At 57.0% G+C, this 20097-nt stretch carries 18 protein-coding genes; 15 read left to right on the forward strand and 3 right to left on the reverse strand.

Annotation, left to right across the window (positions count from 1 at the left end; translation table 11 throughout):
- The first annotated feature begins 2 nt into the window (after positions 1-2).
- The 15 genes from KCG46_RS09195 (at position 3) to KCG46_RS09265 (ending at position 17630) form a co-directional block, all read left to right on the forward strand.
- Positions 3-728: a TIGR02391 family protein gene (locus KCG46_RS09195; protein WP_218404936.1), complete on the forward strand. Its 726-nt coding sequence runs from the start codon at positions 3-5 to the stop codon at positions 726-728.
- 199 nt (positions 729-927) lie between these two features.
- Entirely contained in the window at positions 928-2412 is a 1485-nt protein-coding gene (locus KCG46_RS09200) for a DEAD/DEAH box helicase (protein WP_218404937.1), read from the forward strand.
- 112 nt (positions 2413-2524) lie between these two features.
- Positions 2525-3880, forward strand: coding sequence for a glutathione-disulfide reductase (gene gorA / locus KCG46_RS09205; protein ID WP_218404938.1), 1356 nt, complete (start codon positions 2525-2527; stop codon positions 3878-3880).
- A gap of 12 nt (positions 3881-3892) precedes the next feature.
- Positions 3893-4615: an SDR family oxidoreductase gene (locus KCG46_RS09210; protein WP_218404939.1), complete on the forward strand. Its 723-nt coding sequence runs from the start codon at positions 3893-3895 to the stop codon at positions 4613-4615.
- 80 nt (positions 4616-4695) lie between these two features.
- Positions 4696-6228 carry an acyl-CoA carboxylase subunit beta gene (locus KCG46_RS09215; RefSeq protein ID WP_218404940.1) on the forward strand — a complete coding sequence of 511 codons (1533 nt, stop codon included), beginning with the start codon at positions 4696-4698 and terminating at the stop codon, positions 6226-6228.
- A gap of 244 nt (positions 6229-6472) precedes the next feature.
- Complete coding sequence (mce, locus tag KCG46_RS09220) at positions 6473-6928, forward strand: methylmalonyl-CoA epimerase (RefSeq protein ID WP_218404941.1); 456 nt, start codon at positions 6473-6475, stop codon at positions 6926-6928.
- Between the two features lie 105 nt (positions 6929-7033).
- Positions 7034-7807 (forward strand): enoyl-CoA hydratase-related protein, encoded by a 774-nt coding sequence (locus tag KCG46_RS09225; protein ID WP_218404942.1) that lies wholly within the window; start codon positions 7034-7036, stop codon positions 7805-7807.
- Between the two features lie 78 nt (positions 7808-7885).
- Positions 7886-10039, forward strand: a complete 2154-nt coding sequence (gene scpA, locus KCG46_RS09230; protein ID WP_218404943.1) for a methylmalonyl-CoA mutase — start codon at positions 7886-7888, stop codon at positions 10037-10039.
- Positions 10040-10320: 281 nt separating this feature from the next.
- Positions 10321-11328 carry a biotin synthase BioB gene (bioB, locus tag KCG46_RS09235; protein WP_218404944.1) on the forward strand — a complete coding sequence of 336 codons (1008 nt, stop codon included), beginning with the start codon at positions 10321-10323 and terminating at the stop codon, positions 11326-11328.
- A 1-nt stretch (position 11329) separates the two neighbouring features.
- Positions 11330-12502, forward strand: coding sequence for an alpha/beta hydrolase (locus KCG46_RS09240; protein ID WP_255551850.1), 1173 nt, complete (start codon positions 11330-11332; stop codon positions 12500-12502).
- The gene (locus KCG46_RS09245; RefSeq protein WP_218404945.1) at positions 12499-13290 is read left to right on the forward strand and encodes a heme-dependent oxidative N-demethylase family protein; all 792 of its coding nucleotides are present in this window, start codon (positions 12499-12501) and stop codon (positions 13288-13290) included. The genes KCG46_RS09240 and KCG46_RS09245 overlap by 4 nt, the downstream gene beginning before the upstream one ends.
- Positions 13287-14591 (forward strand): O-acetylhomoserine aminocarboxypropyltransferase, encoded by a 1305-nt coding sequence (locus KCG46_RS09250; RefSeq protein WP_218404946.1) that lies wholly within the window; start codon positions 13287-13289, stop codon positions 14589-14591. The genes KCG46_RS09245 and KCG46_RS09250 overlap by 4 nt, the downstream gene beginning before the upstream one ends.
- 10 nt (positions 14592-14601) lie before the next feature.
- Positions 14602-15003 carry a lysozyme inhibitor LprI family protein gene (locus KCG46_RS09255; protein ID WP_255551851.1) on the forward strand — a complete coding sequence of 134 codons (402 nt, stop codon included), beginning with the start codon at positions 14602-14604 and terminating at the stop codon, positions 15001-15003.
- 82 nt (positions 15004-15085) lie between these two features.
- Positions 15086-17167 (forward strand): acetyl-CoA carboxylase biotin carboxylase subunit, encoded by a 2082-nt coding sequence (locus KCG46_RS09260; protein ID WP_218404947.1) that lies wholly within the window; start codon positions 15086-15088, stop codon positions 17165-17167.
- 184 nt (positions 17168-17351) lie between these two features.
- Entirely contained in the window at positions 17352-17630 is a 279-nt protein-coding gene (locus KCG46_RS09265; protein WP_218404948.1) for a hypothetical protein, read from the forward strand.
- 3 nt (positions 17631-17633) lie between these two features.
- Here the strand turns inward: KCG46_RS09265 and KCG46_RS09270 are convergent, their stop codons facing one another.
- From KCG46_RS09270 to KCG46_RS09280, 3 genes are read right to left on the reverse strand one after another with little or no spacing between them, the layout of a single operon-like run.
- The gene (locus KCG46_RS09270; RefSeq protein ID WP_218404949.1) at positions 17634-18404 is read right to left on the reverse strand and encodes a cyclase family protein; all 771 of its coding nucleotides are present in this window, start codon (positions 18402-18404) and stop codon (positions 17634-17636) included.
- On the reverse strand, positions 18401-19540 hold the full coding sequence (gene aroB / locus KCG46_RS09275) for a 3-dehydroquinate synthase (RefSeq protein ID WP_218404950.1): 1140 nt from the start codon (positions 19538-19540) through the stop codon (positions 18401-18403). Before aroB ends, KCG46_RS09270 begins: the two co-directional genes overlap by 4 nt.
- Entirely contained in the window at positions 19531-20097 is a 567-nt protein-coding gene (locus KCG46_RS09280; RefSeq protein ID WP_218404951.1) for a shikimate kinase, read from the reverse strand. Before KCG46_RS09280 ends, aroB begins: the two co-directional genes overlap by 10 nt.

Below are 20097 nucleotides of genomic sequence, written 5' to 3' on the forward strand. Positions count from 1 at the left end.
CAATGCCAGACCAAGAAATACTTCGTAAAGCTAGTGCTCGTGCAAGAGCGCTAAAGAACACAATGGACATGGTTTTGAATAGTAAGACCGCTGACCACGCACGATGGATGGCGTTTCCAGCGTTTTATAAGCAATACAATCCAATTGCAGAAACCTATGTTGCTGAGACTGGTGATCAAAACGTTCAGCGCTACAACATAAATAAAATTCCGAGTGCCGGAAGCGTGATTTGGCCAGTAGCAAAGGCACATTTTGATCAACTCTACACGGATGTACAAACCATCGTAGAGTTACTTTCAGACTACCAGCGGCCCGCTAGGTTGACGATTGGTTTCAACGAACTCCTGCACCCAGAAATTATTGATGTTGCATCAGCACACTACGAAAGCGGCAATTTCCGCAACGCCGTTCTAGATAGCATCGTAGCGATTATGGACAGGTTACGAGCAATTACAGGTTTAGATTTGGACGGAGACAACCTGATAAATCAAGCGTTCTCACCGGCTAAACCTCGAGTAATCCTCAGCGATATTGAAACAGAATCTGGACGAAGTGATCAGCGCGGATTCATGGAAATCTACAAAGGAGCCTATCGGGGGATAAGAAACCCAAAGGCTCATAGTCTTGTTCATGACTTAGACGAAATGAAGGTTGGTCAGTATCTCGTTTTCTTAAGTCTCCTGATGAGGAGACTCGACGAAGCGACCCTAAATGACGTCACAGATTGACTTTACGCCAACGTAAGCCCATATGCCTCGCCGAACGAGACACGCATGCCTAGCGTGAAGCGGCGGCCCTAAATACTCCGCCCCGGCGCATGTCTCCCTACCACTCTAAACTTCCCTATTCACGCGGGCGGTTCTTTAACCACCGCGACCGCGCGCCGATTATGGTGCGCGCTTCGCATATATTGCGAGATTTTTCTCAATGACTTTTGATAAACTCGGGTTGTCTCAACCCGTTCTGCAAGCGCTTGATCTCAAGGGCTATACCGTTCCCACACCTATCCAAGAACAGGCGATCCCGCCCGTTCTTGCAGGCCGCGATTTGTTGGGTATTGCCCAGACAGGCACCGGCAAAACGGCGGCATTCATGCTGCCATCAATCGACCGTTTGCGCGAAAGTGACAAACAGATCCCGTTTAAGAGCTGCCGTATGCTGGTGCTCGCCCCGACACGGGAGTTGGCGGTGCAAATCGCCGACAGCTCGAAAGATTACGGCGCGCTTGCTGGCCTGAAAGTGCAGGTCATCGTTGGCGGCACCTCGGTCAACAAAGACCGTAACAAGCTGCACCGCGGCACCGATATTCTGGTCGCAACACCGGGCCGCTTGCTCGACTTGATCGATCAGAAAGCGTTCAACTTGAACGGCGTCGAAGTGCTGGTTCTGGACGAAGCTGATCAGATGCTCGACCTTGGCTTTATCCACGCGCTGCGCACGATCAACAAACTGGTGCCGAAAGAGCGCCAGACGCTGTTTTTCAGCGCGACGATGCCGAAGGCGATTAAGGAACTTGTCAGCGGCTATTGCACCAACCCCGTGCAGGTTTCCGTTACTCCGGAAAGCTCAACCGCAGAACGCATTGAGCAATTCCTGTTCATGGTTCAGCAGGACGAAAAGCAATCGCTGCTCGAAATGATGCTGCGCGGACGGCACGAAGTTCCAGGCGAGCTTGAGCGCGTGCTGATCTTTACCCGCACAAAGCACGGCGCAGACCGCGTTGTGAAGAAACTGGGGCAGGGCGGCATCGAAGCCAACGCGATCCACGGCAACAAATCGCAGGGCCAGCGTCAGCGCGCCCTGGATGAATTTCGCCGGGGCAAGGTCTCTATCCTGATCGCGACAGATGTTGCCGCGCGCGGGATCGACATTCCGGGCGTGAGCCACGTGATCAATTACGAATTGCCCAATGTGCCGGAGCAATATGTCCACCGCATTGGCCGGACAGCGCGAGCCGGCAAAGATGGTATCGCGATTGCATTTTGCGCCGAGGATGAGCGCGCATATCTGAAAGACATTCAAAAAACGACCGACGCTCAGATGGAGCGCCTGCCGCTTCCGGAAAATTTCCGTGCTGTCGTCGAAGGTGTCGGCCCGACAAAACGCGAAGTGAAACAGCGCCAGCCGCGCGTCAAAGCCAAGCCGTTTCGTAAGAAACCGCAAGGTGGCGGCAAACCGCGTGGCGGCGGTGGCGGCGAGGGACCAAGCGATGGTCCATCACGGCCCAAGCAAAAGCATCAATCCCGCAAGGGCCGTCCAAACCACTCCGGCGGCGGTGGCGGTGGCGGCGGCGGTGGTCGTCCAGGCGGCGGCAATCGCCGTGGTGGTTCGGGTCGCCGTGGCGGCTCGGGCGGCGGCTCAGGTGGTGGCGGCGGTGGCGGCCAGCGCGGCCCACGATCCTCGCAAGGCTAAACCAGCCGAGTAACAATTCCTCCCTTTGCACCGAAAAGCGATTGTATGCGCGCGGGCGGTTGGCAACAGCCGCCGCCCGCGCCATATCGTCAGGCACAATAGGAGGACCACAATGCCCGATACCGAATACGACTATGACCTTTTCACAATCGGCATTGGTTCAGGCGGCACCCGTGCCAGCCGCGTAGCCTCCGCACACGGTGCCCGGGTTGCCGCAGCCGAGGAATACCGCGTCGGCGGAACCTGCGTCATTCGCGGCTGTGTGCCCAAAAAGATGCTCGTTTACGGCGCCCATTTTGCCGAAGACATCGAAGACGCGGCGCAATTTGGCTGGACCATCGAAGGCAAAAGCTTCGACTGGGTGAAGCTGCGCGATCATGTGCAGACCGATATCGACCGGCTCGAAGGTTTGTATGGCGAGACGCTCGACAATCACGGCGTGACCGTCTTCCGAGAACGTGCCGAGATTACAGGCGATCACGAGATCACGCTTTCAAGCGGTAAAGTCATCACCGCAAAGTACATTCTTGTCGCTACAGGCGCGCGCCCGTTTGTGCCTGAATTCCCTGGCAGCGAGCACACGATCACGTCCAACGAAGCCTTCCATCTAGACGAAGTGCCAAAGCGTATCCTGATCGCAGGCGGCGGCTATATCGCCAACGAATTTGCGGGCATCTTTAACGAATTTGGCAGTCGCGTGACCATCGTCAACCGCTCCGATGTGATCCTGCGCAGCTATGACGCGGCATTGCAGGATCGGTTGCTCAAAATCTCCCTCGCGAAGGGGATCGAGTTTTGCTTCAACGCCGAGTTCGAGAGCATCGAAAAGAATGAAGATGGCTCGCTCCGCGTGAAAATGACGGGCCATGATGCGCGTGACTTTGACCAGGTCATGATCGCCACCGGCCGTGTGCCCAATATCGAAGGTCTTGGCCTCGACAAAGTCGGCGTAGAGCTCGGCAAAAAAGGTGAGATCAAGGTCGACGAATTCAGCAAGACGAACGTCGATTACATCTATGCTGTTGGCGATGTGACAGACCGCGTCCAGCTAACCCCGGTCGCCATCCGCGAAGGGCAAGCCTTTGCCGACAGTGTGTTTAGCGACATCGAGCCATACGCGGTCGATCACTCGTGCATTCCAAGCGCGGTTTTCAGCCACCCGCCCATCGCCGCCGTCGGTATGACAGAAGGTGAAGCGCGCAATTCCCTCGGCAATATCAAAGTGTTCCAGTCCGATTTTCGCGCGATGAAGAATGTCGTGGCAGGGCGAAATGAACGCAGCCTCTACAAAATGATTGTCGACGCGGCGAATGACAAGATCGTGGGCATCCATATGATCGGCCCTGAATCGCCGGAGATCATGCAAGCGGCGGCAATCGCGGTTAAAGTCGGTTTGACCAAGGCGGACTTCGATTCCACCACGGCGATCCACCCGACCATGGCCGAAGAACTGGTCCTGTTTAAATAGGGGCCGGATAGCATGGACATCAAAGGCAAGACGGTTCTGCTCACAGGCGGAACGGCCGGTATTGGCAAGGAAATGGCGCTCAAGTTGAAAGAGCTGGGCGCCACCGTTGTAGTGACGGGCCGCAATGCAGAACGGGTTGCCGCGATGCAGGCCGAGGGATTTGAAGTGATCTCAGCGGGGCTCTCAGACGCCGCCGGTGTTGATGCGCTCGTCGCCGAATGGGGCGCACGAGAGCTCGACATTCTGATCAACAATGCAGGCCAGCTGGTCGATCATGACTTCCGAAAAGGCGCTCCCGATGCGGATGCAGCGGATGATTGCATCTATGCCAATCTTAGCGCGCCGATCCGGTTGGGCGGCGCGTTGATAGAGCACCTAAAAGCGCGGCCAGAGGCGGCCATCGTCAATGTCACAAGCGGCCTTGCGATATCGCCTGCCGCGCGTCAGCCGGTTTATTGCGCGACCAAGGCGGGACTGCGGTTTTACACGCTGAGCCTGCGCGAGCAGCTAAAAGACACAAACATCCACGTGATCGAGGCTCTACCGCCTGTAGTCGATACTCAGATGAACGATGGCAACCCGATGAAGAAAATGCCGGCCACAGAATGCGCACGGCAGATCATCTCGGCAATCGCGAAAAACCGTGATGAGGCGAATATCGGCATGACCAAAGCGCTTCGAGTGACGGAAAGCATTCACCCCGCCTTGGCGCGGAGCCTAACGCTCAAATTCTAAGGGGCACGTTTGGCCCGCTAAAGTTGACGCTTGGGCGCGGCTACGGCAACGACCTTTGATCAATCAAACAGAGGTCATCAATGTCCGCCAATATCGCCGAAATGGAACGTCGCCGTGCCGCTGCCGAAATGGGCGGCGGTGAAAAACGGATCGCCGCACAGCATGCCAAGGGTAAGCTGACCGCGCGCGAGCGGATCGACGTTCTGCTGGATGAAGACAGCTTTGAAGAGCTGGATCGCTTCGTCGAGCATGACTGCGTCGATTTCGGCATGGAAACGCAAAAGATCCCCGGCGACGGCGTTGTTACCGGATCGGGCACGATCAATGGCCGCCTCGTTTATGTGTACAGCCAAGACTTCACCGTGTTCGGCGGATCGCTGTCAAAACGCCATGCGGAGAAAATCTGCAAGGTGATGGAAACCGCCATGAAAGTCGGCGCGCCGGTGATTGGCATGAATGACAGCGGCGGCGCGCGCATTCAGGAAGGCGTGGCGTCACTGGGCGGATATGCGGACGTGTTCCAGCGCAACGTGCTCGCATCCGGCGTCATTCCGCAGATCAGCCTGATTATGGGACCATGCGCGGGCGGCGCGGTGTATTCGCCGGCGATGACCGATTTCATCTTCATGGTGAAAGACAGCAGCTACATGTTCGTCACCGGCCCCGATGTGGTGAAGACCGTGACCAATGAAGAAGTCACTCAGGAGGAATTGGGCGGCGCGATCACGCATACGACCAAGACGTCTGTCGCCGATATCGCGTTTGAAAATGACATTGACGCGCTGCTCGCAACGCGGCGGTTCTTCCAATATCTGCCTCTCTCCAACCGCGAGACTGCGCCGGTATTGCCAGTCAACGATCCGTGGGACCGTGTGGAGGAAAGCCTCGACACGCTGATCCCTGACAACGCGAACCAGCCTTACGACATGCATGAGGTGATCGCGAAGATTGTGGACGAAGGCGATTTCTTTGAAATCCAGCCGACCCATGCCGCGAACATCATCTGCGGCTTTGGCCGGGTCGAGGGGCGCAGCGTGGGCGTGGTCGCGAACCAGCCGATGGTTCTGGCGGGCGTGCTCGATATCAACTCGTCAAAGAAAGCCGCGCGCTTTGTGCGGTTCTGCGACGCGTTTGAAATCCCGATTGTGACTCTGGTGGACGTTCCCGGCTTCCTGCCCGGCACCAGCCAAGAGCTCGGCGGCATTATCAAACACGGCGCGAAGCTGTTGTTTGCCTATGGTGAGGCGACCGTGCCCAAAATCACGATCATCACGCGAAAGGCCTATGGCGGCGCGTATGACGTGATGGCGTCAAAGCACCTTCGCGGAGACCTCAACTACGCATGGCCAACAGCCGAGATCGCAGTGATGGGCGCAAAAGGCGCGGTGGAGATTATCTTCCGCCAGGATCGCGGCGATGCCGAAAAAATCGCGGAGAAAACGAAAGAATACGAAGACCGCTTTGCGAACCCGTTTGTGGCCGCACAGCGCGGCTATATCGACGAGGTGATCTACCCACGAAACACGCGCAAACGGATCGCCTTGGGGCTACGCAAGCTGCGCACGAAGCAGCTTGAGAACCCTTGGAAGAAACATGACAATATTCCGCTTTAGGTCAGAACACTGCTTGCACTCTGCTGAGTTAATCACACGATGACTGATTTAGCGACGATCTTTGCGTGCCTTTCGCTTTTCTTGTTTTGTGCCTGGATCGGATTTCTCGTTCTTGCAGCAAGGCAGAAAAAGGCTGGCACTCAAGCTGGCGCGCTGACTATAAGCTGTTCGCTTGGCTTTCAATTCTCCTCGTATTTGCTTTTGCGTTTATGACCTTCACAACCTTTGAGTTAAATGTGATCCAATGAAACTAGGCCGTCTCAACCATATCGGCGTCGCAACGCCTTCCATCGCAGACTCCATCGCGCACTACCGTGACACGATGGGCGCGACGCAGATCACGGCGCCATTCGATCTACCCGAGCAGGGCGTGAAGGTCTGCTTTGTCGATACGCCCACCCATTCGACAGGCTCAGGGTTGTCGGAAAGTGGAGGCACCCAGATCGAGCTGATCGAGCCGTTTGACGAAAGCTCGCCCATCAACGGATTCCTCGCCAAAAATCCGGCTGGCGGGCAGCATCACGTCTGTTTTGAAGTGCCCGATATCGAGGAAGCCCGCGCCGAGTTTGAAGCTATGGGCAAACGTATCCTCGGCCCGACCCGCATCGGGGCGCATGGCACGCCGATCTTCTTTCTCCACCCGAAAGATATGCAGGGCATCCTGACCGAAATTATGGAAACCCCCAAAGAGGCGCATTGATTGCTTGCGCGTGGAACCGATGACGCAGCGCGCCCTAACGGACTTGCGCAGGCTCCTCAGGCGCGCCAAAGACAGTTGCGAAACGAAACGCTTGGGAGAGCTTCTTTGACCTTTGAAACCATTCGCGTCGAAACCGACGGACCGCTCACCACTATCACGCTAAACCGGCCAGAGCGGCTCAATGCGATGCCGCCGCAAATGGCGAATGAAATCGGTCAGGTGTTCTATGATCTCGGAGATGCACGCGCGGTTTTGATCACGGGTGAGGGCAAAGGCTTTTGCTCTGGCGCCGATCTGTCTGCTCGCTCTTCGGATAGCAAGGGCGGCTCGCATGAAGCGCTTTCCAACCATTATAATCCCGCGATCAACCAAATTCTGCGCGCGAAAGTGCCGGTGATCTGCGCGGTAAACGGCCCTGCGGCAGGTGTCGGGTGCAGCCTCGCGCTGGCCGCCGACTTTACCATTGCGGGCAAGAGCGCGTATTTCCTCCAAGCCTTCGTCAATATCGGCCTTGTGCCCGATGGCGGATCGACATGGATGCTGGCCCGCGCAATAGGCCGCGCCCGTGCAACCCGCATGATGATGCTGGGTGAGAAGATCGGCGCAGAACAAGCCGAGGATTGGGGTCTGATCTATAAATGCGTGGATGATGCGGTATTGATGGACGAAGCCCGCGCACTTGCTGCGGAGCTCGCTAACGGGCCGACACTCGCTTACTCCCATATCAAGCGGAATATCGGCGCGGCTCTCGACGGTGCATTGCCGCAGGTCTTGCAGGCCGAGGCAGAGGCTCAGGCCATCGCCGGCGCAAGCGATGATGCGAAAGAGGGCGGGCAGGCATTTCTCGATAAGCGTAAGGCTGAATTTACTGGAAAATAGCGGCCCGTTCGTGCCGAGCCTGTCGAAGCACGAATTCGCCCTTCGACAGGCTCAGGGCGAACGGTTATGGAATTTCTCATGACTGACAAACGTACCCCCGCCGACTGGAAAGCCCTCGCTGACAAGGAATCGAAAGGGCGCGACCTGAAGTGGTCGACGCCTGAGGGTTTCGATATCAAACCGCTTTACACCGAAGCGGATCATGCCGATTTCGATCCGGGCCTGCCGGGCTTCGCGCCGTTCACGCGGGGCGTAAAGGCGAGCATGTATGCGGGCCGTCCGTGGACGATCCGGCAATATGCGGGCTTCTCGACCGCCGAGGAATCCAACGCATTTTACCGCCGCAATCTGGCGATGGGGCAAAAAGGGCTGTCGGTCGCTTTCGATCTGGCCACCCACCGCGGTTATGACAGCGATCACGCGCGCGTTGTTGGCGATGTCGGCAAAGCTGGTGTGGCGATCGATACGGTCGCGGATATGGAAGTGCTGTTCGACCAAATCCCGCTCGATACGATGTCTGTCTCGATGACGATGAACGGCGCGGTCATTCCGGTGATGGCGTTCTATATCGTCGCAGGGGAGCGCTCAGGAGTGCCCGCGGAAAAGCTGTCGGGCACGATCCAGAACGACATCCTGAAAGAGTTTATGGTGCGCAACACCTACATCTATCCGCCAGAGCCAAGTATGCGGATTGTGTCGGATATTATCGCCTACACTTCGGCCAATATGCCGCGTTTCAACAGCATCTCGATTTCGGGCTATCACATGCATGAGGCGGGCGCGACGGCGGTGCAGGAACTCGCCTTCACCATCGCCGATGGCAAGGAATACGCAGAAAAGGCGATGGCGACCGGCCTGGATATTGATGCGTTTGCAGGGCGGCTTTCGTTCTTTTTCGGCATCGGCATGAACTTCTTTATGGAGATCGCTAAACTGCGCGCTGCACGGACGCTGTGGTACAAAGTGATGGACGGGCTGGGCGCGCAGAGCGAGCGGTCGAAGATGCTGCGCACACACTGCCAGACGTCTGGTGTCTCTCTGCAGGAGCAAGACCCGTACAACAACGTGATGCGCACCACGATTGAAGCGATGGCAGCGACATTGGGCGGCACGCAATCGCTCCACACCAATGCCTTGGATGAGGCGATTGCGCTGCCAACGGATTTCTCCGCGCGCATCGCGCGTAACACGCAGTTGGTGCTGCAAGAGGAAAGCGGCATCACCAACGTCGTCGATCCACTCGGGGGCTCGCACTATATCGAAGCGCTGACCGCGACGCTGGTTGAAGAAGCCGAAAAGTTGATGGCGGAAGTCGATGCGGCAGGCGGGATGACCGCTTATGTCGCCACCGGCGCGCCCAAGGCTGCGATTGAACGCGCCGCAGCGGAAAAGCAGACCGGCATCGACAAGGGTGAGACCGTGATCGTCGGTGTGAACAAGTATCGCAAAGACGAAGAAGACCCCATCGACACGCTCGACATCGACAATGCGAAAGTGCGCAAGGGCCAGATCGCACGGATCGAGCAAGTGCGCGCAAACCGTGATGAAGCCGCATGTCAGGCCGCTTTGAAGGCTCTCACAGAGGGATCATTGGGCGGCGGCAACGTGCTTGAGCTCGCGGTGGAAGCAGCGCGCCATGATGCGACACTGGGGGAGATTTCGATGGCGATGGAAACGGTCTTCGGCCGCCACGATGCGACGCCGAAACCCGTCACTGGTGTCTACAAAAGCGCGTACGAATTTGATCGCCGCTGGGCTCAGGTCACAGATGGCGTTGACGCAGTCGAGCGCCGACTGGGCCGCAAACCGCGCATCATGGTCGCGAAAATGGGCCAAGACGGCCATGATCGCGGCGCCAATGTTATCGCCAGTGCGTTTTCGGACATGGGCTTTGAGGTTGTATCAGGCCCGCTGTTCCAGACCCCGCAAGAAACATGCGACAACGCTATCGAAGCCGATGTCGATGTAGTTGGAGCATCGAGCCTCGCGGCGGGGCACAAGACGCTCATCCCTGAACTCATCCGATTGCTGAAAGAAGCGGGCCGGAGCGATATCAAGGTCACAGCAGGCGGCGTGATCCCGCCGCAGGATTACGACTTCCTGCGCGAAGCAGGCGTGCAGGGCATCTACGGACCCGGCTCAAACGTGGTCGAATGCGCTGCGGACATCCTTACGTTGCTCGGGCATAATATGCCGCCGCTGGGTGAGGATCTGGACGAGGCGACGGAGTGAGCAGAGCCTTTATTGTCACGGTAGCTCTGCTCTTGACTGGCTGCGGCGATCCCGACGTTTGGAGCGGTTGGGTTTATCCGGACGGTTCCAACCTTCTGAATGACGTTCCTATTGGCGAATTTGAGAGTTTGGAGATGTGTCGCGATGCCGCGTTGTCGAAACTCGAAAGTGAAAGAAGCTTCCATGTTGGACAGCCCGTTCAGGGCGACTACGAGTGCGGCCTTAATTGTGAGCCGTCAGGCTATGGAAGTAACATCTGCGAAGAAACGAAGCGATAGAAAGTGACTCAAATACGTGCCGACTGGACCCGCGAAGAAATCGCAGACCTGTTCAATCTCCCATTTACAGAGCTGCTGTTTCAGGCCGCAAGCGTCCACCGCGAGAACCATCCCCCTGATCAGATTCAGCTGTGCACTTTGCTCAGCATCAAGACCGGCGGCTGCCCGGAAGATTGCGGCTACTGCAGTCAGTCCGTCCATGCTGATAGCGGCGTTGAGGCCACCAAACTGATGGATGTGCAGGCGGTGCTTCAACGCGCTGCGCAGGCAAAGGATCAGGGCAGCCAGCGGTTTTGCATGGGTGCAGCGTGGCGCAATCCGAAGGATCGCGATATGTCTGCAATTGTCGAGATAGTGAAAGGCGTGCGCGATATGGGTCTGGAAACCTGTATGACGCTGGGCATGCTGGAGCCGGATCAGGCCGAAATGCTCGCGGAAGCTGGGCTGGATTATTACAACCACAACATCGACAGCAGCCCTGAATACTACGAGCGAGTGATTTCCACCCGCGATTTTCAATGCCGTCTCGACACGCTGGATCACGTGCGCAAATCGGGCATCAATGTGTGCAGCGGCGGGATCATTGGGATGGGCGAAACGCGCGAGGACCGCGTTGGCTTTGTTCATACGCTCGCGACGCTGGAAGCGCATCCTGAGAGCGTTCCGGTCAATGCGCTTGTGCCGGTCAAAGGCACGGTGCTGGGCGATATGCTCGCTGATACGCCGCTTGCGCAGATCGACGACATTGAATTTGTCCGCACAGTCGCGGTTGCGCGCATCACGATGCCAATGAGCATGGTCAGGCTTTCGGCAGGACGTGAAAGCATGTCCGAAGCGACACAGGCTTTGTGCTTTCTTGCCGGAGCAAACTCGATTTTCACAGGGGACAAATTGCTGACAGCGCCGAACGCTGGTGATGACAGCGATGGAGCGCTGTTTGCGAAACTTGGCCTGACGGCTCTTCAGCGTGAGGAACCTGCAAGGGTCTGCAAAGTAAGCGAGGCCGCCTAGCATGCGCATAGCGGGCCTCTTTGTATTGGCCGGGGCAATCGCGCTCCCCGTCGATGCATCAGCCTGCACGATGTCCGGTTCGCCCTTCGAAGCCCGCGAGGAGCTTCGCGAAGATAGCGCGTTGCGAAAGATCGAGGGCACATTCTTTGTCGAAGGTGAAATCGAGTGGCCCAAGTCTTACGGTAATCCTGCGATTATCCGAGGACGGGTCGAAAGCAAATCGGGCAGGTCTTATCCGGTACAGCTGCAATATCAGGAACTGCTGGTCCAATGCGGCCTTCAGTTCACTCCGCCCAGAAACGCGAGCGGGACATTCTGGATCTCACGCAAGAAGCGCGACGGCCGATATGAAATGCAGCTTTGGGAGGGGGAATACCTTTCCGAGGCCACGCCAATCATCATCGGAGAGCAACACAGCCTCGAAGCGTTGGGCGAGCAGCGAAAACTGAACATCATTCTGCCCGCTGGCTATCATGACGAGCCCGAAAAGCGCTGGCCGGTCGTCTATATGCTTGATGGCGGCATGCAGCAGGATTTGATGCTCGTGACCGGCCTAGAGCGCTGGAACAGGCTTTGGGGGCGCAGCGAGCAGGCGATCATCGTCGGGATCGAGACCAAAGACCGGCAGCGCGAATTGCTGCCTGCGACGAGTGATCCGGCGGAGCAAGGACAGTATCCCACCGCAGGCGAAAGCGCGGCCTTTCGCAAGTGGATCGCGGGCAGTGTCAAACCATTGATCGAGCAGACATACCGTACAAGCGGCACAGATGTTCTGGTGGGCGAAAGCGCGGCGGGGCATTTTGTGGTCGAGACCTGGATGAACAGTGATGAGCTGTTCGATGGCTATGCAGCCATCTCTCCGAGCATGCAGTGGAGCAATCAAGCCTTGGCGCGCCAGATCACTGGCCCGTTTGAAGGCAAGCCGCCCATTTACCTTTCCATTGCGGATGAGGGCGGTGCCACCGAAGAAGGCATCATGGATCTTGCCGACGCTATGGAGGAGACGCAGGATGTGTGTTTTTCCGACCGGCGCAATGATCTTGTCCATGCCAACAGCTTGCACGGGTTGCTTCCCGAAGCATTGCAGTACTTGCTCCCGGCAGATGCCGATTGGCTGGATGAATACGGGCTCAAGCTGAGATGCGAGCGGTTGGGGCAATCCGGCACGCAATGAGGCTAGGGTTTTCCGTCGATGCATTGCTGCCCAAGGCGCGGGGCGGAGGGCAGCTTCGCATGGGACTCGTTCGGCTTTCGGAAGAAGAATGGCTACAGCCAAATGCGGACATTGCGGCGCGTGCGGAAGGCTTTGAGCAATGGTCCGAAGGTGTGCAGATACTACCGGAAGCCGATGTTCCGGGCGAAGAACTTGCCGAAATGCTCGGAATCGCCGGTGCGCTTCGCGAAGCTGCTCTCTCCAGACACGAAGATATGTGTTTGCTCACAAAGCGCGCAGGTGAGGATGTTTACCGTCTGATCGGAGCCGCCGTTGCATGGCCTTCTGACTGGCACCCCAAAGACAAGATCGGTCTACCACTGCGCGCGCTTCATGCGCCGATTGCGGGCTATGAAGAACACCTCGCGACCGGTGTGGACCGGTTTATGGACACGCTCAAACCGGGCGCAATCTATGGCCGATGCAACTGGTTTGTCGCGCCAACCGATAAGCGGTGCTGGCTGGCGCGAGAGTTGCCAGAGCATGCTTTTGCCCATGTCACGCCTCAAAATGCGGGCGAAACCCTTTTTGTTCGATCCGAAAGACAGACGTTGCGGCGCTTACCAGAGACTGGCGCGATCCTGTTTACGATTGGTATCTATGTCGAACCGCTCGGATCGTTGTCGCTCGCTAATATAGCTATGCTAGCCTCCGCGATAGAATCCCTCGTCAAAGGGGAGGGTGACCGGCGCGGTGCACCGTATTATGCATCCACCATGAAACAATATTGCGAAAGTGCCCTGTCATGACTGATCTGCCGCCTGAGACACGCCTCGAAACTTTGACTGTCCATGCTGGCTGCGTGCCCGATCCGACGACCAATGCACGGATCACACCGATCTATCAGACATCGTCCTATGTTTTTGACAGTCCTGAGCATGCTGCAAACCTGTTTTCGCTTGCAGAGTTCGGCAACATCTATTCACGGATCATGAACCCGACGAATGATGCGCTTGAGAAGAAAGTCGCGGCGTTAGAGGGCGGTGTTGGCGCATTGGGTGTTGCCTCGGGGCACGCAGCTCAATTGATCGCCTTCCACACGTTGATGGAGCCGGGTTGCAACATCGTTGCCGCCAAAAAGCTGTATGGCGGATCGCTCAACCAACTTGGTGAGGCGTTTAAGAAGTTCGGGTGGGAAACCCGCTTTGTCGATGCCGACGACGCGGAAAATGTTCGCGCTGCAATGGATGACAAAACGCGCGTCGTGTTCATCGAAAGCCTCGCCAATCCGGGCGGAGTTGTAAGTGATATCTCGGCGATTGCCGATGTTGCCCATGCCGGCGGTGTGCCGCTGATGGTCGATAACACCATGGCCAGTCCCGCGCTTTGCCGTCCGATTGAACACGGTGCGGATATCATTGTGCATTCGACCACAAAATTCCTGAACGGTCATGGCAATGCCATTGGCGGCGTTCTGGTGGATAGCGGCAATTTCGATTGGAAGGCGCAGGGCAACAAATTCCCTTCGCTCACGGAGCCCAATGGCTCCTATCACGGAGCAGTGTTGGTCGATGCGTTGGAGCCGATCGGTCCGATTGCTTTCATCATCGCGTGCCGCGTCCTTGGCCTGCGCGACCTTGGCCCCGCTATGGCCCCGATGAACGCGTTTCTGGCGCTCACTGGCATGGAGACGCTGCATCTGCGAATGGAGCGTCACTGTTCCAATGCGATGGCTCTAGCGGAATGGCTGACCGAGCAAGATCAGGTCTCATGGGTCAGCTACGCCGGTCTGCCGGACAACCCGTATTACCCGCATGCCCAGAAATATCTTGGCGGAAAAGGCGGGGCCGTTTTCACCTTCGGGTTAAAAGGCGGGCACGAAGCCGGTGTTCAGCTCGTCTCAAACATCAAGCTGTTCAGTCACTTGGCGAACATTGGTGATACGCGTTCACTGATCATCCATCCGGCATCCACCACACACAGCCAGCTTGAAGGCGACGAGCTCATTGCGGCTGGCGCAGGGCCTGATGTAATCCGCGTCTCTGTTGGCATCGAGCATATCGAAGATATCAAAGCCGATCTGGCGCAAGGGTTTGCCGCGCTCGATTGAGGAGAAAAGAATGTCCGCTTTATTGCTATCTTTGTTGTTGCAGGCTCCTCCTATGCCCGTGTGTGACGAAGAAAAACGCGATCAGGGCATCCAGCAAGAGATGAACATTTGCGCTGCAATTGATTACCGGTTGGCCGATGCAGAACTGAATGCCCAGTGGAAGGTCACCAGCGCCAAAATGAAGGCTCGCGATGAAGGTTGGAATCCGGAATGGGATGATCGCCCCGGATGGTTCGCCAGCTTGCTGGAGGGACAGCGGGCGTGGATCACGTACCGCGATGCCCATTGCCGCGTTGATGGATATTGGGCGCGCGGGGGAAGTTTGGAACCGCTGCTCGTTTCGACATGCAAGACCGCTTTGACAGAAGCGCGGACAAAGGAATTGAGCGAATTGGCAGATCGTCCAAGCTGACTGTGTTCCTCGATAGGTTGCCTGCCAGCGCGTGACGCGGCATAGGCGGTGCGACGCTAGTGCACCCTTTCGGAGGTTCCGTTTGTTTTCCAAGATTCTGATTGCCAATCGTGGTGAGATTGCCTGCCGTGTCATCACGACAGCGCGCAAAATGGGGGTCGCCACTGTTGCGGTCTATTCCGATGCTGATGCCCGCGCACCGTTTGTCAAAATGGCGGATGAAGCGGTTCATATTGGCCCCGCACCAGCGGCGGAAAGCTATCTGATCCCTGAAAAGATCATCGCCGCATGCAAGGAAACCGGCGCACAGGCGGTGCATCCCGGCTATGGCTTCCTCTCGGAACGCGCGAGCTTTGTGGAGGCTCTCGAAGCGGAAGGCATCGCCTTTATCGGTCCGCCAACCGGCGCAATCGCGGCCATGGGTGACAAGATTGAATCAAAGAAACTGGCCAAAGAAGCGGGCGTCAACACGGTGCCCGGCTCCGAAGGTGAGATCACATCGACACAGCAGGCGCTCGAGGTTAGCCGAGAAATTGGTTATCCGGTGATGATGAAGGCCAGCGCCGGCGGCGGCGGCAAAGGCATGCGGCTGGCGCATAACGACAAGGATGTCGAAGAAGGGTTCGAAGCCACCCGCCGCGAAGGTCTGAACTCATTCGGCGATGACCGTGTCTTCATTGAGAAATTCATTGAAAACCCGCGCCATATCGAGATTCAGATTCTCGGCGATAAACACGGCAATGTGCTGTATTTGAACGAGCGCGAATGCTCGATCCAGCGCCGCCACCAAAAGGTTGTCGAGGAAGCACCATCGCCGTTTGTGACGGACAAAATGCGCAAGGCAATGGGCGAGCAATGCGTCGCTCTATCCAAGGCTGTTGATTACCATTCTGCGGGCACGGTTGAGCTAATCGTCAGTGGTGCCGATCCAACCGGCGAGAGTTTCTATTTCCTTGAAATGAACACGCGGCTTCAGGTGGAGCATCCCGTTACCGAGGCGATCACCGGCATCGATCTGGTCGAGCAGATGATCCGCGTTGCTGCGGGCGAAGAGCTTGCGATGACGCAGGACGATATCGGGATCGACGGTTGGTCGATTGAAAACCGCGTCTATGCCGAAGACCCATATCGCGGCTTCCTGCCTTCAACTGGGCGCCTCGTTGAATACTCCCCTCCAATCGAAGGTTGGGTGGATGATGGAGAAGTGCAGGGCAAGGCCCGCCGCGGAATCGCCCACGGTGCAGGCAGCATTCGCGTTGACGACGGCGTGTTCGAAGGCGGCGAAGTCAGCATGTTCTATGACCCGATGATCGCCAAACTGATCACATGGGCACCGACCCGCGAAGAAGCCGCCGATCTCCAGATCGAAGCGCTCGACAGTTTCCGCATCAGAGGGCTCGGCCATAACGTCGATTTCCTCAGCGCGATTATGCAGCATGACCGGTTCCGGTCAGGTGAATTGACGACTGGCTTCATCGCAGAGGAATATCCCGAAGGATTTGAAGGCGCACCGGTCACAGACGACTTCCGCCGCATGCTTGCGGCCATTTGCGCAGGCAATGAATTCACGTGGCAAGCCCGTGCCCAGCGGATTTCGGGCCAGCTTGATGGATTGCAGGAAGTTACCAGCGAATGGCTCGTTAAGCTCGGCGATACACGGCATGAGGTCGTGCTGGGCGAGGGCCACGCTGTCGTCGATGGCGAGCGGGTTGACGGCAATTGCAATTGGCTTCCGGGCATGAACGAGGCGGTCGCGACGACCTCTCCCGATGGCGAAGGCGGCGACCGGTATGGCTTGATCGTTGAGCGGGATGGCAATCATTGGGTTATCACGACGCGCGGCGCATCTCACCGCGCATTGGTGGTGCCGCAGCGTCTCGCGCATCTTGAAAGCATGATGATCGAGAAGGAACCGCCTGATCTTTCTAAAATGCTGATCTGTCCGATGCCGGGAATGTTGGTGAAACTGCATGTCGGCGAAGGCGAAGAGGTGCAGCCGGGGCAACCGCTCGCAACCGTCGAAGCAATGAAGATGGAGAACATTTTGCGGGCTGAAAAGCAGGCAACAATCTCCAAAATCAACGCGGTGGAGGGCGAAAGCCTCGCTGTCGATGCAGTGTTCTCGAACTCGAATAGCCGCAACTGGCGAATCATAACTGGCTAGCGACGCGAAACTTTCGCGATTGATTACTGCTGTGAAATTGCCAAACTGTTGTATGCAAACGCCAAATTGTGCGAATTCTTGTGATTTTACACAGTATGACTCGCCATCCACCGCTTCATTAGAGACACTTTGACCGTCGCATTGGCGACACTGGCAAGGCTTGGATCTTGGAGGGATTAGGATCGTGGCTAAAAAAGGCACCGGCTACTTCGATCGTAAGGGCCAATTTTTTAAGACTGCCCGTGAGGCAACCGAAAGCGATATCGCTGCTCTGTTCGGGCAAATTGGCGAAGGTGAAAGCCTTGCGCCGGGCATCGCTCATATGCTGCTTGAGCGGCGCGCGGACGTTGAACGGCTCTTTGCGGAGCATGATGAAATGGTTGCCGAAGAGGCCGCAAACAGAGCCTCGCTAAACGATATCGGATCGAAGGTTTCGAAACTGCCGACGCGGCCTGCGGTCTAGGCTCTATTCCTCAATCATCGCCACGGCGCGGATCCATCCGGCGCTGGCTCGTTCGATCTTGACTGGAAAGCAGCTGAACGTGAAGCCATGCGAGGGCAGCGCTGCGAGATTGGTCAGCTTTTCAATCTGGTAATAGGGGCGAATACGGCCCGCCTTGTGGCCCTCCCAGATAATCGAAGGGTCACGTTTCTCAGCCCATTTTTTGGCCGTGTGGCTGAACGGAGCATCCCAGCTCCATGCATCGGTCCCGACCACTTCAACACAGCGCTCGGTCAGCCACAACGTTGCTTCTGCGCCCAAACCCACGCCCTGATCGGTAAAGTTTTCGGTGCCATAGATCGCTCCCGACTGGATCAGAACGATGTCGAGCGGCTGCAGATTATAGCCGATCTTTGCGAATGCCTCTTCAAGCTCGGCGGCGCTGACTACGTGACCACTTGGAAGATGTGAAAAATCGAGCTTCACACCCGGCCGAAAAAACCGATCCAGCGGCGCTTCGTCGATGCTTGGCGCAGGATTTACCCCACCATCGGTTGTCGAATGGTAATGCCACGGCGCGTCCATATGAGTGCCATTGTGTGTTGAAAGCTCGAGCATTTCGACCGCCCAACCTTCACCGTCGGGTAAATCCTTTTTCTCCAAACCTGGGAAGAACATCGCGATCTGTTCCCACGTATCTTCGTGCGTCATGTACTGGATTTTCGGGCGCATCACCTCTGGATCGGAGATCACATCGTTGGTGATCGGGATCGAGAGGTCGACGAAACGGGTCATTGCGCGCCCAGCTGCTCACCAAGAAATTCTGCAATGTCAGCAAGCTCTACATCACGGGCGAGGTAAGCCTGCCCGATCCCTTTAAGTAGCAGGAAGGGCAGTGTGCCGCCCTCCATCTTTTTGTCGTGGCGCATATGGTCGGCCAGTGCGGAACCGGAACAGGTTATCCCAAGCGACGCGACATTCGCGGGCAGCCCTGCATCACCGATTGCTGTTGAAGCCCGCTTGGCGTCTTCTTGCGATATGTCGCCGCGGCGCGCGGAGTATTGCGCGGCGAGAACCATGCCTGTCGCGACTGCCTCTCCATGCAGCAGCCGGTCCGAAAAACCAGTCTCCGCCTCCAGCGCGTGCCCGAAAGTGTGACCCAAATTGAGCAAGGCGCGAACGCCGGTGGTCTCGCGCTCGTCCTCTGCAACAATGGCCGCCTTGGCACGGATACTGGTTGCAATGGCATGGGCCAGCGCATCGGGCTCCCGTGCGAGAACCTTTGTACCGTTATCTGAAAGCCAGTCGAAGAACACCGCATCGCCGAGCAAGGCGTATTTAATCACCTCCGCATATCCTGCGCGCATTTCGCGGTCGGGCAATGTGTCGAGGACCATGGGGTCGATGAAAACTGCGGCAGGTTGATGGAATGCGCCGATCAGGTTTTTTCCCGCTCGCGTGTTGATCGCTGTCTTACCCCCAACGGAGCTGTCGACTTGAGCCAGTAACGTCGTGGGGATTTGGATGAATTCGCAGCCCCTTTTCAAGACTGCACACGCAAATCCGGTGAGATCACCAACGACGCCGCCACCAAGCGCGATGACATGGTCAGAGCGGGTGATGCCAAGTTCAAGCAACCAATCAGTCAGCTGTTCAAGCACAGCCCAGCTCTTCGCGCCTTCACCGGGCTCAACAACGAACCAGTCTGGTGCCAGACCTTCAGATGCTAGGCTCTGTTCGAGCGCAGCTTTGAAAATGAGGTGCGTGTTCGTATCGGCGACTACCGGCACTTTGCGAGCCTTCACAGCCCCCTTCGCACGGTAGCTCTCGAAGTACTCGGAAGCACCGTGCGCAAAATCATCAAGCACACAGCCGCGCTTGATAGTCACATCATAGCTGCGTCCGGCGAGGGAAACGGGGACTACATCCATTGGTCAATCGCCTCGATAATCGATCTTGCTGTATCTTTATGCGGCCCGTCTTCGCTCAGCACGCGAACTGGAGCCTGACTGTAAAGCGGGTTTCGCTCTTTCATAAGCTTACCAAGGATTTCGCGCGGGTCACCGTTTCTTAGAAGCGGACGGTGATTGCGCCGCGAGGTCCGCTCAACCAGGGTTTCGAGATCGCAATCTATCCAGACTGCGATAGCCTGATCTAGGATGAGAGCGCGTGTTTCCGCATCGACAAAGGCACCGCCTCCGGTTGCGATAACGCCGTGCTTTTCTTCGATGAGCCGCGCAATGACACGGCGTTCCCCATCGCGAAAATACGCCTCGCCAAATTCTTCGAATATTTCGGAGACCTTGCGCTGGGCCGCGTCTTCGATGGCGTCATCAGCATCAATAAAATCGCGGCCTAACATTGCCGCAAGCCTGCGCCCGACAGTTGATTTACCTGCGCCCATCAGACCGATTAGCACAACCGGACGGTCAATCCGCGCGGCAATTCGTACGATATCCTGATCGTTCAAAGTGGTCTCTGCAGTCAT

Origin of the sequence: Erythrobacter crassostreae (assembly GCF_019204045.1) — a bacterium.
GTDB lineage: Bacteria > Pseudomonadota > Alphaproteobacteria > Sphingomonadales > Sphingomonadaceae > Erythrobacter > Erythrobacter crassostreae.

What these genes read in the sequence shown, in the direction of transcription:
- KCG46_RS09195 (WP_218404936.1), top strand. Translation starts at nt 3, where the DNA reads ATGCCAGACCAAGAAATACTTCGTAAAGCTAGTGCTCGTGCAAGAGCG.
- KCG46_RS09200 (WP_218404937.1), top strand. Translation starts at nt 928, where the DNA reads ATGACTTTTGATAAACTCGGGTTGTCTCAACCCGTTCTGCAAGCGCTT.
- gorA (WP_218404938.1), top strand. Translation starts at nt 2,525, where the DNA reads ATGCCCGATACCGAATACGACTATGACCTTTTCACAATCGGCATTGGT.
- KCG46_RS09210 (WP_218404939.1), top strand. Translation starts at nt 3,893, where the DNA reads ATGGACATCAAAGGCAAGACGGTTCTGCTCACAGGCGGAACGGCCGGT.
- KCG46_RS09215 (WP_218404940.1), top strand. Translation starts at nt 4,696, where the DNA reads ATGTCCGCCAATATCGCCGAAATGGAACGTCGCCGTGCCGCTGCCGAA.
- mce (WP_218404941.1), top strand. Translation starts at nt 6,473, where the DNA reads ATGAAACTAGGCCGTCTCAACCATATCGGCGTCGCAACGCCTTCCATC.
- scpA (WP_218404943.1), top strand. Translation starts at nt 7,886, where the DNA reads ATGACTGACAAACGTACCCCCGCCGACTGGAAAGCCCTCGCTGACAAG.
- KCG46_RS09240 (WP_255551850.1), top strand. Translation starts at nt 11,330, where the DNA reads ATGCGCATAGCGGGCCTCTTTGTATTGGCCGGGGCAATCGCGCTCCCC.
- KCG46_RS09245 (WP_218404945.1), top strand. Translation starts at nt 12,499, where the DNA reads ATGAGGCTAGGGTTTTCCGTCGATGCATTGCTGCCCAAGGCGCGGGGC.
- KCG46_RS09250 (WP_218404946.1), top strand. Translation starts at nt 13,287, where the DNA reads ATGACTGATCTGCCGCCTGAGACACGCCTCGAAACTTTGACTGTCCAT.
- KCG46_RS09255 (WP_255551851.1), top strand. Translation starts at nt 14,602, where the DNA reads ATGTCCGCTTTATTGCTATCTTTGTTGTTGCAGGCTCCTCCTATGCCC.
- KCG46_RS09270 (WP_218404949.1), bottom strand. Translation starts at nt 18,404, where the DNA reads ATGACCCGTTTCGTCGACCTCTCGATCCCGATCACCAACGATGTGATC.
- aroB (WP_218404950.1), bottom strand. Translation starts at nt 19,540, where the DNA reads ATGGATGTAGTCCCCGTTTCCCTCGCCGGACGCAGCTATGATGTGACT.
- KCG46_RS09280 (WP_218404951.1), bottom strand. Translation starts at nt 20,097, where the DNA reads ATGACTGCAGAGACCACTTTGAACGATCAGGATATCGTACGAATTGCC.